Source organism: Pseudoalteromonas sp. BZK2 (genome assembly GCF_014349195.1).
In the GTDB taxonomy this organism is placed as follows: domain Bacteria; phylum Pseudomonadota; class Gammaproteobacteria; order Enterobacterales; family Alteromonadaceae; genus Pseudoalteromonas; species Pseudoalteromonas simplex.
In genome coordinates, this window is the sequence record NZ_JACSOG010000005.1 from 34,892 (window position 1) to 48,804 (window position 13,913).

Consider the following 13,913-nt stretch of genomic DNA (forward strand, 5'->3'; position numbering starts at 1 on the left):
TAATTTGCATTTCTTTTACACAGAAAACAACATTTTAAAGGATGTAAATGAATAAGCTACTTAGCGTATCGGCACTGACTCTGGCTCTAACAGCCTGTGGTGGCGGGTCATCAACAGACAAAAAGCCAGATGCAGAAGCGACAAAAAATACCGCCCCTACTCTATCTGGATCACTCACACTCTCTACCAAAGCACTTGAATCAGCCAACTTAGTTGTTGATATTAAAGATGAGCAAAACGACAGTGTGACAACCACGATTATTGATAAGCCACAGTGGCTAAGTGTCACGACCAGCAGCAATCAAGTGACTTTTAATGCTGAGCCGAGCCTATTTGAAGTAGCTAACCATTCTTTTACTGTAGAAGTGTCTGACGGTAAGGCAAGTAATCAATACACTTTAACCGTAAATGTCGCTGAAAACCGTGCAGCATGGCAACCTATTGAGCTTAGCAATAACGAAGTGATAGGTAACTGGCAATCAAGCGATGGCAGTGTACGGTTGGTATTTGCTAGCGAAGATGCAGGTGTAATCGCTCAAAATGGTGAGTTAAGTCGTTTTGAATGGTCGAACCCTGATGTCATTGCGTTAAATACCCAAGCGATTGATTGCTTGCATGAGTGTAATCAACAAGCCTTACTTGAAATGGAAGTTTTGGCTAAGCGCGATGATGCTATTCGTGTTGAGCTATTTAATGTTTCAACCGATAAAGGCGAAGTTGTCACCCTTTATAAATCAAATGCAGAGTTTAGCTCTGAGTACTACGCTGATGTGGATCAAAGCTCGTTCCACTCTGTTAATTATTTAAGTACAACGGGCGAGGAAAGTTACTTTGAAGTACCGCTAGCAAGCTATATTCCAACGGCTTCAGGAAGCACTACGTCGTATACTTATGCTGACTTTTCGGCAACGTTAGAGGGTAAAGTATTAAAAATTAACAGTGATACATTAGTTACGACTCAAAACACAAAGCAATTGAGTAACCTTGGTCATGAAGTAGATGTCGCATTTGATCTTAATCTAATTGATGCAGAAGTTATTGCTCAGTTTGATGACTTTTTAGTGCTAAAACTACGTCATGTTTTAACTTATAAAGATGAAAGTGCACAGAATAATATTAATGAATCAACCGAACTGGCTGAAGCTCTGCTAGAAAAAACATCGATTAGCGCACTTCGAAAACTTACCCCTGTTACAGTTCCTGAGCTGACAGTAGGTAAATCATATACTGGTCGTTTAAATAATAAAAATTCAGATACGGGCGAAGGTTTAACGTTCCGTTATGTACCCACATTTTTTACAATCACTGCAGCCGACACAGCAACGGTCACATTCAATACACCTAAAAGTACTGACTCATTTAAATGGCATTACAACTTAGACAATAACGGCGAAACCGTTAAAGTAATGGGTAATGGCCTAGAAACGAGCTTACAATTTTTCACTCAGCCTGATGGCAAAATGATCATGGCACGCGAGCGTAATAAAGAGCAGCGCCAAGCTCGCTTAGGGTATGAGTTCATAGAAGTAGTTGATGATTCAAGCATCACACTCGATGACTATAAGCATCTATTTAGCTACTTACGTCAAAATTATACCAGCAGTAGCCAGAAAATATACTGGTATATAAATGATGATGGTAAAGGCAGCTTCTATTATGCTGACCAATATGGCCTTGAAAATAGAGCTGACTTTACACCAAGTAGCTATTGGCAATTAGAAGCTGATAACAGCATTAGCTTTGCAATGATGTCGCAGTGCCCAAATGCAGTTGATTACGCTAGTTGTAAAGATGAAGTATTAGCAAATCAAGAAGTTGCCTATTCATCATTATTTAATTTCAAAATTCTTGCTAAAGACGGTAATAAATATCTTTTTGACCGCCTGTTTTGGCAAAGTACGTATGCTTACAGCGAAAGAGAATTAAAAGAGAGTATTTTTCAAAATAGCTATTGGTTTGGGATTGAGAAATAAAGGAGCTTACAGCGGTGCGCGAAACAAGTTTCACGCCTACTTTGTAGAAGCGGGTTTATCCCGCGTCATCAGCGAGTTCTAAGCGCTAGGACGCGATGTGAAATCGCTGCTACTTGTTCGGCGTTAAAACGCCACCTACATCTCGTCACTTTCCCTTTGTAACTCGCTAACTTCTCTAAATAAAAAAGGCCACACAGTTAAACTGTGTGGCCTTTGTACTTAACGGAATTTTAAATTAAATGTCGAAGCGGTCGGCGTTCATTACTTTCACCCATGCGTCGACAAAGTCTTTTACAAAACGTTCATTGTTGTCGTCTTGTGCGTAAAACTCTGCATAAGAGCGAAGGATTGAGTTTGAACCAAACACTAAATCAACGCGTGTTGCTGTCCATTTAGTTGCACCTGTGCTGCGCTCAACAATATCATAAAGACCCTTACTTGTTGGCTTCCATGTGTAAGCCATATCGGTTAGGTTTACGAAAAAGTCGGTGCTAAGTGTGCCTACATTATCTGTAAACACGCCATGCTTAGAGCCGCCGTGGTTAGTGCCAAGTACACGCATGCCACCAACAAGAGCGGTCATTTCTGGTGCTGTTAAGCCCATTAATTGCGTACGCTCTAACATTAGCTCTTCTGCTGATACCGCGTAATCTTTCTTCAACCAGTTACGGAAACCATCATGAATTGGCTCAAGTACGTCGAACGAGTCTGCATCTGTCATCTCGTCTGTGGCATCACCACGACCCGGCGCAAATGGCACGGTGATGTCAACGCCCGCTGCTTTTGCTGCTTGTTCAACCGCTGCTGACCCACCAAGTACAATTAAATCGGCGAGGCTTACTGGTTTGCTTAAACCCGCTTGCACTGATTCCAGTGCGCTTAATACTTTAGCTAAACGCTCTGGCTCGTTACCTTGCCAATCTTTTTGCGGTGCTAAACGAATACGAGCACCGTTTGCACCACCGCGATGGTCTGAGCCACGGTAAGTACGGGCACTATCCCATGCTGTTGCGATTAAATCTGCTTGGCTTACACCACAGTTAAGTAGCTTGGTTTTAAGTTCGCTAATTTCGCTGTCAGATAATGTGTAATCAACCGCAGGGATCGGATCTTGCCAGATCAGATCTTCGCTTGGTACATCGGCACCCAAATAACGTGATTTAGGACCTAGGTCACGGTGCGTCAGTTTGAACCATGCGCGTGCAAACACATCACTAAAGTATTCAAAATCATCGTTAAATCGCTCGATAATTTTACGATAGGTTGGGTCCATCTTCATCGCCATATCGGCGTCGGTCATGATGGGGTTTAAACGAATTGATGGATCTTCAACATCAACTGGTTTGTCTTCTTCTTTAATATCGATTGGTTCCCACTGCCACGCACCTGCAGGGCTCTTCTTAAGTTCCCATTCGTAGTTAAGCAATAAGTAGCAATAACCGTTATCCCACTTAGTTGGATGAGTAGTCCACGCGCCTTCGATGCCCGAGGTCATGGTATCGCGGCCAATACCGCGTGAGTTGTGGTTGTTCCAACCAAGACCTTGTTCAAACACATCCGCGGCTTCTGGCTCAGGGCCAACGTTTTCTTCGCTACCATTACCATGGGTTTTACCCACGGTATGACCACCAACTGTAAGTGCGGCAGTTTCTTCGTCATCCATTGCCATACGGGCAAAAGTTTCGCGAACTTGTTCTGCTGTTTTAAGTGGATCAGGGTTACCATTCACCCCTTCTGGGTTTACGTAAATTAAGCCCATTTGTACCGCTGCTAATGGGTTTTCCATGGTATCTGGTTTTTCAACATTCGAGTAACGCTCGTCACTTGGTGCTAGCCATTCTTTTTCAGCGCCCCAGTAAACGTCTTTTTCAGGATGCCAGATATCTTCACGGCCCCCCGCGAAACCAAAGGTTTTTAAACCCATTGACTCATAAGCCATATTACCGGCTAGGATCATTAAATCGGCCCAAGAAAGCTTGTTACCGTATTTCTTTTTAATTGGCCAAAGTAAACGACGTGCTTTGTCTAAGTTTGCGTTGTCTGGCCATGAATTTAATGGTGCAAAGCGTTGGTTACCTGTACCGCCGCCACCGCGTCCATCCTCTAAACGGTATGAACCCGCTGAGTGCCACGCCATACGGATCATTAAACCACCGTAATGGCCCCAATCAGCTGGCCACCATTCTTGGCTTTCAGTCATTAAGCTTTTTAAGTCGGTTTTAACGGCTTCAAGATCAAGAGATTTGAATGCTTTAGCGTAATTAAAATCTTTGCCGTAAGGGTTCGTTTTGCTGTCGTGTTGGTGAAGAATGTCGAAATTGAGTGCGTTTGGCCACCAGTCAGTATTTGATTGAGCGGTGACAGTGTTACTACCATGCATTACTGGGCATTGGCCCGTTTTTCCATTACTCATTGCTTGCTCCTCATAAGCTTAAAATACGACGAAAGCTAGTTTACTTAGCATCATCATAAATAAAGATTTCTATTGGTTTTGAATAACTAATAACTCAAAAGTTCCTGTTGTTTAAAACTATAGGAGCACTACATAAATAAAGCTAGATCTTGAACATGGTTTTAAATCGATTGATTCGATAGAAAAATACGATTTGATTCATTTTACAAAACAGTCCATTTTATAAAGGTCTTTTTACTGCGAGTAGCCCTTATGAAAACAATTAATCCTGATGTTGCTAGACAATTAAGCATTAACTTTTTTATCGCCAATTTACCTATTTTAATGTTAACAGGGCTGGTAGTTGCTTCGCTTGTGGGGTTAACGTTTAGAAGCTCATTATTGTTTTGGCTGACGCTATTGGTTACACCTTTAAGCATTAATTATTTATACTCGAAAAAACGCATAAAGCAGTTTTGCAAAAACAACAAGTGCACCGATATATCATGTCTCGCTAAGCAAACTGATTAATTTTTAATTTTATTACCCAGTCACCAGATTATTTAGCCCTCAACTTGTATAAATATTAATTAGTTATGCGAGTTTTATAGGCAGTTTAAAATTAACTGTCATGCCATTAGAAGGTGAACTCGTAGCACTCACTTCACCTTGTAATGCTTGCGTTGCAAGGTTATAAACGATTGACATCCCTAATCCACTTCCACCTGAGCCGCGCTTCGTGGTAAAAAAGGGCTCAAACACTTTATGCAAAGTTTCTGTATCCATGCCATGGCCATTGTCTTTGTAGCAAAGCAAATAAACACCTTGTGCTTCGTCAATATTAACCGATATATTTATTCGGTTGTCTTGGCGTCCAACAAAACCATGAACGCAACTATTATTAACCAAATTCATTATGATTTGACTCAAAGCTCCTGGGACTGTGATCAACTCAAAGTCATCGACACAATTCACATTTACACTGACGTTATGACTACGGGTTAAAGGCATTAAGCTGTGTAGAATGTTTTCTAAGTAGTCTTTAATGTTGGTTTCTAATAAATCGAGTGAAGATTGATCTACTGCCGTTTGTTTAAAGTCGCTGATTAATTTTGCTGCTCGCTCTAAATTAGTGAATGATATTTTAAAACATTCGTTTAAATGATTAATACTCTCTATCAGCGCAGCCTTAGTTAACGTATTTGACTGTATAAGCTTATCAACTTCAGAGAGTTTGTCTTTTGCCGAACTGTTTGCAGTCACCGCGATACCTATTGGCGTATTAACTTCATGTGCAATTCCAGCAACCAGATTACCCAATGAAGCCATTTTTTCTGCTTCAATAAGTTTTTCTTGCATCTCGGTAAGTTCAGATAAGGTTTTCTCGAGCGTTCGAGTGCGTTCAACAACACGCTCCTCTAGGTGCTGATTAGCGCGTTCAAGCTCTGCGTTAATACGTTCATTTTCTTGTGCTGATAGCGCTCTGCCGTATAGATCTGCTAATGCGCCTATAAATGAGCATTCATCTTCTGTCCAATGTCGCTCACTACCAATGTGCTCACAACAAAATATACCGATCATTTTTCCTTTATAGCGAATTGGTGCATCGAGCATAGCGCCAATATTAAGTGGTGTTAGGTAGCTTTCGCTAAATTCGTAGGTAGCAGGATCAGTATGCGCATCAACCGCTGTTATTGTGCGTTGCGTATCAAGTGCTTTGAAATAGTCAGGGTATGCGTCCCGGGGAAGCACTAGCATTTGAATTTCTTTACCATTTTCTCTGTCGAGTAATAAACGGCACTCTATTGCTGTATTTTCTTTATTAAGCAACCAAATGCCGGCACGCCCGATTTCGAGTCCATCGAGTACAGCATTAAGGATTAGCCGTTCAGCTAATTCAACATTTCCACTATCGAGATCAGACGAAATTGATACACCATAAAGCAGTTGTACTAGTTGCTGGCGCATATTCTCACCTTTTAGTTTTAGTATCCTTTAAGTTTAGACGAACAAACTCAATATCGCATATAGATTAATTTTTTTAGAAACTCTTTAAGTATTAAGTAGTTGTTCAGATAAAAATGAGTATATTGTACCTAACTCCTGTTGATACCCCTTACGACTTTATGTTGTTTAAGCAGTTTGGCCAGCTCTCCCCCGAGCTGGTTTTTTTTTGCCTAGTCCCTAGTGCTCACGCATGTTACAGTTACCTCAGTAATCACCAAAAATTAATATGTTATGCGTTATACCCTAATTTTAATCACTTTTTTAATGAGCTTTAGCCCATTTGTAGCAGCTCAAAATGAGCCACAAAACCGCCCAGCATTAACTGAAGCAGAGCAACAGCAAGGACTCGATAAGCTTCAAGAACCTATGTATAAACCATTGTTAGAGCGCTATATTCTTGATGAATTAAAAGCGGTGCGCCAAGACCAACAAAAACTACGCGAAGATGTGACAAAACAAGTTGCTCATACACAACTTGATACTGCCGACCGTGCATTAACTTATACAACAGACACCATTAATAATGTGTTTTTCATTATTACCATTACCGCTTCAATCTTGGTCTTAGTCGGTTGGAATTCCCTACGTGATGTGAAAAATAAAGTAGAAGATATTGTTAATACACGCGTGAGTGCGATTACAAAAGAATATGAAGAGCGCCTAAAAGTACTCGAAGAAAAACTACGTGAGCGATCTGAAGAGATCTTATTAAACCAACAAAAGATCTCAATCACCAATGAAGTTCATTCTTTATGGATGCGTGCTAACTTAGAAAGCGATGTTGCGAATAAGATTGAGATTTTTGACGAGATCTTAAAACGTAAACCAGAAGACGTAGAAGCCATTGCCTATAAAGCAGATGCTCTGTTAGAAATTAACGAAACAGGTGAGGCTATCGAGCTTTGTAATCAAGCATTAGAAATTGATAGCGACTACGGCTACGCATACTGGCAACGTGCTTGTGCCTATGCATTACTACACAAACACGCCGATGCAATGGCTGATATTCGTATGGCTCTTGAATATTCTCCTAACCTACGTAACGAGCTATTACACGAAAGCGCGTTTGCCAGCCTACACGACAACGACAGCTTTAATTCGTTGTTAAATGAATCGGCATAGCCGAACCCCATGTAGCAGCGGGTTTATCCCGCGTCATAGGCGAGTTCTAGGTCCTAGGCGCCAGGACGCGATGTGAAATCGCTGCTACCTCGTACCTCGAAACTCGCTAACTTTACTCTCGCTAACTTTACTCTCGCTAACTTGAACCCACTAACTTAATCCCCCTCTATTGCAAAAAAACCAAATACCGCTAAACTAATCATTAAATATCTAATGATTAAAAAAGTAATCAATATGCGTTCTGAACAGGCTGCAAAAATGGCACAAAAGCTGGGCGATTTGATACGCCAGCACCGAACACTTCATTATACGCAAAGTACATTTGCGAAAATGATTGGGGTATCACGTTCAACTGTACAAAAGTTGGAGCAAGGTGATGTTGTGAAAAGTGACATTCTTTTTGAAGCGCTGGTTGTACTTAACTTACAGGGATCGCTTCTCGATGAAATAAATGAATTAGCGGCCCACGTAGGTGGATACAATGCTCGCCAACGCAAACGAAATTCACCACAGGAAATCAATGATGACTTCTGAGTGCTATGTTTTTATAGATGGTTTAGAAGAAAAACCCGTTATCTGTGGTTACTTTAAATTAGATAATCAATCAGGTCGCGGTGAGTTCAACTATGGTAAGAGCTATTTAGCCCGAAGCGATGCCTTTGCTCTAGATCCAATACATCTGCCATTAAAGTCGGGGATTTTCAATTACAGTGCAAACAGAGGTGTATTTGGCGTATTGAGTGATGCAGGAGCTGATTCGTGGGGGCGCAAGTTAATTCTTTCGCTTCATACTACAAAACCCAAAAACGAGTTAGAGTTTTTATTAGCCGGGTCTGGGTATGGCGTAGGAGCGCTTGTTTTTAGTCTCTCGCGAAGTGCCTCAAAGCATAAAACTAACAAGAACACCTTGTCTGATTTAGCCTTGCTAGACCAAGCTAAAGATGACTTGCTGGCGAATAAAACAATTTCTGATGAAGCTAAGAAAGCATTTGAATTTGGCCAAAGCATGGGGGGAGCTAGACCAAAAACTTCTATACAAATTGACAACAAACTCTACTTAGCAAAATTCAATCGCCAAGATGATTTATTCAATCTAGTCAGAGCTGAACATGCTGCAATGAAAATGGCGGAACAGCTTGGTATTCGAACGGCTCCTACCTTTATTCATAAAACACATACCGGTGATGTGCTACTTGTTGAGCGGTTTGATGTTAGTAATGGGTTACCAACACACCACTTTTTAAGTGCGAATAGCTTACTTCAAAAACCCAAAGTTGCTATGAGTGATCTTTCAAGTGACTACTCATATGGTCAATTAGCTGAATTTATAAGGCATCAAACAATGCAAAATGCAGGTGATGCTGAAGAGTTGTTTAAGCGAATGGTGTTCAATGCGTATATTGGTAATACAGATGATCACACTCGCAATCATGCATTCCTATATTCATTTTCACAAAAAAATTGGCGATTAAGTCCAGCCTATGACATCACTCCAATAAACAACTCAAAACAACATGGTCTTGGCTTTGGTAATGATGGCCGTTATGCAAGTAAAAGCAATTTTTTATCTCAGGCTAAGCGATTTGGGTTAGCAAATTCAGCAGCAAAAAACATCATTAAAGAGATTGAAGAATATTGCAAAGATTGGCCGACTCACTTTAAACATTTTGCAGACGTTAGTGATGAAGATATCACCCGTTTAAAAGGTGTAATTCCTGAAATTAATGAAGATTAATAGCGCGAAACAAGTTTCACGCCTACATGTAGCAGCAGGTTTATCCCGCGTCATAGGCACTGGGATTTAGGTTCTAGGACGCGATGTAAAATCGCTGCTACCTCGAAATCTCGCATCTCGTCACTCGTACCTTTACTCTCGCTAACTTAACCCTCGCTAGCTTAAACCCACTAACTTTCACCTATAAAAAAAGAGCAGCTGGGCTGCTCTTTTTCTAGCGGAAGAATAACACTTTGGTTATTTTACCATTTTCTATTTTATAACTAGTGACAAATTCAGCTCGCTTATCAACCACCTTAGGGTCTTGTGAACAAGTCTCTGATAGCTCATGGTCAATCACAATATTTCCATGCACAATTCGTTTAATAGGAGACGATTTTATACATTTAAGCTTTTTAAACATGATGCCATAACGAGCTATAAGCTTTTCTTTCCCTGTGAACATTAACTCATTTGGGAATGTGTAAAACTCGACGTTTTCATCATACATTTTAATAAATGCATCAATATTACGAGCATTATATGCTGCTATTAATTGCTCAATTACAGCGATTGATTCTCGTGACTGACGCGCTTTTTCTTGTTGCTTGGCTGTTAGCGCCTCTTTTGCTTGCTTTACGGCCTTTTCAGCCTCATCAACTGCTTGCTGTTTTTCTTCAACTGTTTTTGGTTGCTCGGCAGGTGTAGGCGTTTGAGTACCGAGTACTTTACTATCATCAACTTCTGCGACCTCTTTCTTAGATTCAGAAATTACTTTTTGCTCTGTTACTGGCTTTTCTTCAATAAACTCTAAACTAGGTACGTCTTTCTTTTCGGCTTTTTGTTCATGGCTAGTTTGAGGCTCGGCTTGTTCCGTGGTTTCTTCACTTGCAAATGACTGCCAAGAGAATAATAAACTAATTGCCAAAAATAACGGTTTCATACTTTTCCTAAATACATCATGCCTGATTTAAGGCGTTAAGGTAGCAAATTCTCACAGTTTGGGATAGTTTTTTACCAATATTGCTCAACGGTGATCTGCCCAGGCTCACGACGTCTGTTGCGGCTAAAACCAAGCTCTAACAAAATGGCCGTGGTATCTTTTACCATTTCTGGATTACCGCAAATCATGAACTGTGTCGAGTCAGGTTTAACAGGAAGCTCTACTACATCAAATAAGCGACGGTCTTTTATTACGTCAGTGATCCGGCCATTAAAACCTATTGTGGCTGACTCTCTGCTGACTACAGGTGAGTAGTAAAGATTTGGGTACTGCTGCTGTAGTGCTTTAATGCGCGCTTGATAACTTAAGTCCTCATTAAAACGAACTCCATGCACTAAGTGAACATGCTCAAACTTTTGCCACACTTCGCCCTGCTCTAATATTGATATAAAAGGCCCAAGCGCAGTACCTGTACTCAGCATATAAAGCTGCTCACTGCTTGGCACTTCATCAAGGGTAAAAAAGCCTGTCGCGCGGCGCTCTATAGTCACTGAGTCACCCGGCTTTAATTGCGCAAGTTGTTGAGAAAGTTGACCGTCTTTAACATTAATCAGATAAAATTCGAGGTCGGGGTTATTCGGCGCATTAACATAAGAATATGCACGTGCTACCCGTTTTTCACCCACTTGCATAGCAAGCTTTGTAAACTGCCCTGCTACAAATGGTTCAACATCGGCATTAACAATTAAGCTAAATAGTGAGTCGGTCCACCATTTAACATCTTTAACTTTAGCTTCAACCCAATTAGACATACACATCCTTAATTGTTGTTCCTCTACTAAAAGTGGCAACAATTGCTTGAATTTTCAAGTTTTAAGAGGCGGATGCGAGATAAATAGATAGCTATAAAAAAAGCCGCATAAATGCGGCTTTGAGGTTAGTCTCACTTCACTTTGGGCGTGTTTCCAAATTTCAGTGAATACGTTACCAAGGAACTTATTTAAATTGATTCTAGAGCAATTTTAACCATTTCGTTAAAGGTGCTTTGGCGCTCTTCACTTGGTGTTGCTTCACCAGTGATTACGTGGTCACTCACAGTAAATAGTGCCATCGCTTTTGCGCCGTATTCAGCGGCTACGCCGTACATGCCAGCTGTTTCCATATCAACAGCAAGTACGCCTAGCTTGTCTAATTCTTGATAGAATGTGTTATCTGCTTGGTAGAATGTATCTGTTGTAAATACATTACCTACTTTCGCTTCAATGCCTAATTCTTTTGCTGCGTTTACGCCGTTAAGTAGTAAACCGAAATCAGCAATTGCGGCAAAGTCGTAACCACGTACGCGCGCACGGTTTACGTTTGAATCTGTGCTTGCACCTTGTGCAAAGATAACGTCACGGATTTTGATATCGCTACCAATACCGCCACAGGTACCAATACGAATTAGATTTTTAACGCCGTAACTAACGATCAATTCACGGGCATAAATTGACATTGATGGAATACCCATCCCAGAACCCATAATACTAACTGGCTTACCTTTGTAGGTACCGGTAAAACCATACATATTACGAACGCCTGTTACTTGTTTTGCGTCATCTAAAAAGTTTTCAGCAATGTATTGAGCGCGAAGCGGATCACCCGGCATTAATACCGTTTCTGCAAATTCGCCTACATTGGCGCTGATATGAGGAGTACTCATTATTGGTTTCCTTTTTTGTTCGCTAATAGCTTGTCGTTAAAGCTATCACCGTATTCAAGTGCAGGAAGATTAAACCACTGGGCAAGGGTTTGACCTATGTCTGCAAAACTAGCTCGTTCTCCAAGCGGGGTGTTTGTCATTCCCGGTTGGTATGCAAGTACTGGCACGTATTCACGTGTATGGTCAGTGCCTGCTGCTGTTGGATCACATCCGTGATCGGCCGTGATAATTAACACATCATCACTATTTAGCTGATTTAAAATAGTCGGTAGGTAATCATCAAACTCTTTTAATGCTTTAGCATAGCCAACTGCATTACGGCGATGACCGTACTTTTCATCAAAATCAACTAAGTTTGTAAAAATCAAACTATGGTCAGGTGCGCTTGCGATTACTTCTGAGGTTTTCTCAAGCAAGTTCATTAGCCCTGGCGCTTTGTGTTTTTGGGTGATGCCTTGGTGCGCATAGATATCGGCAATTTTACCAATACTGATCACTTCACCGCCGTCTTGCGATAATTTATCAAGCAAGGTTGGCGACGGAGGTAACACCGAATAGTCACGACGATTGCCTGTACGGGCAAAATCGTCACGGCTCGAACCCAAAAATGGCCGCGCAATCACTCTTCCTATGTTCATTTCATCAAGCAGCGCCCGTGCGATTTCGCAAACCTGATAAAGTTTCTCCAGTCCAAATGATTCTTCGTGCGCGGCTATTTGAAACACGCTATCAACTGAGGTGTAGCAAATCGGCATACAGGTTTGCATATGCTCTTCACCTAGCTGTTCTAAAATGGTCGTTCCTGAGGCATAACAGTTACCTAAAATGCCAGGAATCTCTGCGCGAGCAATTAGCTCATCAACAAATTCTTGTGGAAAGCACGGCTGTGTATTGGGGAAGTAACCCCAGTCAAACAACACAGGTACACCGGCCATTTCCCAGTGTCCTGAAGGCGTGTCTTTACCACTTGATAACTCTTTAGCGTAACCCCATGCGCCAATAGGTGCTTGGCGGTCACTGACTAAACAAGGTTCTTTACCTGCGGCTTCGCATGCATCAGCTAAACCTAAACGGGTAAGATTAGGAAGCGATAAGTGCTCACCAGTTTCTTCTGCATAGGCTTTAAGTAAATGAGCGAAGGTATTTGCGCCTACGTCACCAAACTTTTCTGCGTCAGGTGCTGCGCCAATTCCTAGGCTATCTGCCATTAAGATGAGTGCTCTTGCCATGGGTACCTCGTTATCAATATGTGAATACTTTATATGCTCTTTGAATTTTTGGTACAGGACATAAGTCCTGTTTCATAAAACGGAAACATTATAAATTTGCATCTCTAAGCGAAGCAAAAGAGATTAATCGTGTCTTTTTTGCTATTGTGATCTACCTAACAATGTTTCCTTCTGTGTGGGCGAGAACTTTAGTGACACGAACAATTATAGCTATTGCTGGCGCATCTGCGTCGGGCAAGTCTCTTTTTAGCAAGACAATTTATAACGAATTAGTCAATGAGCTTGAACCGGGCGCGATCGCAGTGATCGAAGAAGATGCTTATTACAAAGACCAGTCGCATTTGCCGTTTGACCATCGAACGCAAACCAATTACGACCACCCTGATGCTTTCGAGCATGAGCTTTTGCATGAGCACTTACTTCAATTGCGCGCTGGAAAATCAGTAGACGTACCAACTTATGACTATGCAATGCATACCCGAAGCGATGAAACGCGTCGAGTGGCACCTGCAAAAGTACTTATCGTTGAAGGTATTTTGCTACTGAGTGATCCGGCACTTCGAAAAGAATTTGATATTAAGGTGTTTATTGATACACCGTTAGATATCTGCCTTATGCGCCGTATGCAACGAGATATGGAGCAGCGTGGCAGAACATTACAGTCCGTTGTTGATCAATATCAAGCGACAGTGCGACCTATGTTTTATCAGTTTATTGAGCCATCTAAGCACAAAGCTGATCTCGTAGTCACACGCGGCGGTATGAATCGCGTTGCCATTGATATAATTAAAAGTAAAATAAAATATTTACTGCAACAATAACAACGGGAAA

At 41.3% G+C, this 13,913-nt stretch carries 11 protein-coding genes; 5 read left to right on the forward strand and 6 right to left on the reverse strand.

Features of this window, described 5'->3' with window-relative positions:
* The first annotated feature begins 47 nt into the window (after positions 1 to 47).
* Positions 48 to 1,973: a hypothetical protein gene (locus tag BIZ38_RS04360; RefSeq protein ID WP_187489662.1), complete on the forward strand. Its 1,926-nt coding sequence runs from the start codon at positions 48 to 50 to the stop codon at positions 1,971 to 1,973.
* A gap of 235 nt (positions 1,974 to 2,208) precedes the next feature.
* On the opposite strand, the gene katG is transcribed toward BIZ38_RS04360, so the two are convergent.
* Positions 2,209 to 4,386, reverse strand: a complete 2,178-nt coding sequence (gene katG / locus BIZ38_RS04365; protein ID WP_187489663.1) for a catalase/peroxidase HPI — start codon at positions 4,384 to 4,386, stop codon at positions 2,209 to 2,211.
* Positions 4,387 to 4,959: 573 nt separating this feature from the next.
* Positions 4,960 to 6,333, reverse strand: coding sequence for an ATP-binding protein (locus BIZ38_RS04370; RefSeq protein WP_187489664.1), 1,374 nt, complete (start codon positions 6,331 to 6,333; stop codon positions 4,960 to 4,962).
* 270 nt (positions 6,334 to 6,603) lie between these two features.
* Between BIZ38_RS04370 and BIZ38_RS04375 the strand changes: the two genes are divergently transcribed.
* The 3 genes from BIZ38_RS04375 to BIZ38_RS04385 all read left to right on the forward strand — a co-directional run bounded on the left by BIZ38_RS04375 (position 6,604) and on the right by BIZ38_RS04385 (position 9,229).
* Positions 6,604 to 7,494, forward strand: coding sequence for a tetratricopeptide repeat protein (locus BIZ38_RS04375; RefSeq protein WP_054553406.1), 891 nt, complete (start codon positions 6,604 to 6,606; stop codon positions 7,492 to 7,494).
* Between the two features lie 234 nt (positions 7,495 to 7,728).
* Positions 7,729 to 8,028 (forward strand): helix-turn-helix transcriptional regulator, encoded by a 300-nt coding sequence (locus BIZ38_RS04380; RefSeq protein ID WP_187489665.1) that lies wholly within the window; start codon positions 7,729 to 7,731, stop codon positions 8,026 to 8,028.
* Positions 8,018 to 9,229 (forward strand): type II toxin-antitoxin system HipA family toxin, encoded by a 1,212-nt coding sequence (locus BIZ38_RS04385; RefSeq protein WP_187489724.1) that lies wholly within the window; start codon positions 8,018 to 8,020, stop codon positions 9,227 to 9,229. The genes BIZ38_RS04380 and BIZ38_RS04385 overlap by 11 nt, the downstream gene beginning before the upstream one ends.
* Before the next feature lie 214 nt (positions 9,230 to 9,443).
* On the opposite strand, the gene BIZ38_RS04390 is transcribed toward BIZ38_RS04385, so the two are convergent.
* The 4 genes from BIZ38_RS04390 to BIZ38_RS04405 form a co-directional block, all read right to left on the reverse strand.
* Positions 9,444 to 10,151, reverse strand: a complete 708-nt coding sequence (locus BIZ38_RS04390; protein WP_054553404.1) for a nuclear transport factor 2 family protein — start codon at positions 10,149 to 10,151, stop codon at positions 9,444 to 9,446.
* 71 nt (positions 10,152 to 10,222) lie between these two features.
* Positions 10,223 to 10,963, reverse strand: coding sequence for a ferredoxin--NADP reductase (locus BIZ38_RS04395; RefSeq protein ID WP_187489666.1), 741 nt, complete (start codon positions 10,961 to 10,963; stop codon positions 10,223 to 10,225).
* Positions 10,964 to 11,151: 188 nt separating this feature from the next.
* Complete coding sequence (gene deoD, locus BIZ38_RS04400) at positions 11,152 to 11,853, reverse strand: purine-nucleoside phosphorylase (RefSeq protein ID WP_036972525.1); 702 nt, start codon at positions 11,851 to 11,853, stop codon at positions 11,152 to 11,154.
* On the reverse strand, positions 11,853 to 13,082 hold the full coding sequence (locus BIZ38_RS04405) for a phosphopentomutase (RefSeq protein ID WP_187489667.1): 1,230 nt from the start codon (positions 13,080 to 13,082) through the stop codon (positions 11,853 to 11,855). Before BIZ38_RS04405 ends, deoD begins: the two co-directional genes overlap by 1 nt.
* A 191-nt stretch (positions 13,083 to 13,273) precedes the next feature.
* Here BIZ38_RS04405 and udk point away from each other — a divergent pair, with 191 nt between their 5' ends.
* Positions 13,274 to 13,903: a uridine kinase gene (gene udk, locus BIZ38_RS04410; RefSeq protein WP_054553619.1), complete on the forward strand. Its 630-nt coding sequence runs from the start codon at positions 13,274 to 13,276 to the stop codon at positions 13,901 to 13,903.
* The last annotated feature ends 10 nt before the right edge of the window (positions 13,904 to 13,913 follow it).

Bases quoted from the DNA above. Each gene is read 5' to 3' on its own strand.
- BIZ38_RS04360 (WP_187489662.1), top strand. From the start codon at position 48: ATGAATAAGCTACTTAGCGTATCGGCACTGACTCTGGCTCTAACAGCC.
- katG (WP_187489663.1), bottom strand. From the start codon at position 4,386: ATGAGTAATGGAAAAACGGGCCAATGCCCAGTAATGCATGGTAGTAAC.
- BIZ38_RS04370 (WP_187489664.1), bottom strand. From the start codon at position 6,333: ATGCGCCAGCAACTAGTACAACTGCTTTATGGTGTATCAATTTCGTCT.
- BIZ38_RS04375 (WP_054553406.1), top strand. From the start codon at position 6,604: ATGCGTTATACCCTAATTTTAATCACTTTTTTAATGAGCTTTAGCCCA.
- BIZ38_RS04380 (WP_187489665.1), top strand. From the start codon at position 7,729: ATGCGTTCTGAACAGGCTGCAAAAATGGCACAAAAGCTGGGCGATTTG.
- BIZ38_RS04385 (WP_187489724.1), top strand. From the start codon at position 8,018: ATGACTTCTGAGTGCTATGTTTTTATAGATGGTTTAGAAGAAAAACCC.
- BIZ38_RS04390 (WP_054553404.1), bottom strand. From the start codon at position 10,151: ATGAAACCGTTATTTTTGGCAATTAGTTTATTATTCTCTTGGCAGTCA.
- BIZ38_RS04395 (WP_187489666.1), bottom strand. From the start codon at position 10,963: ATGTCTAATTGGGTTGAAGCTAAAGTTAAAGATGTTAAATGGTGGACC.
- deoD (WP_036972525.1), bottom strand. From the start codon at position 11,853: ATGAGTACTCCTCATATCAGCGCCAATGTAGGCGAATTTGCAGAAACG.
- BIZ38_RS04405 (WP_187489667.1), bottom strand. From the start codon at position 13,082: ATGGCAAGAGCACTCATCTTAATGGCAGATAGCCTAGGAATTGGCGCA.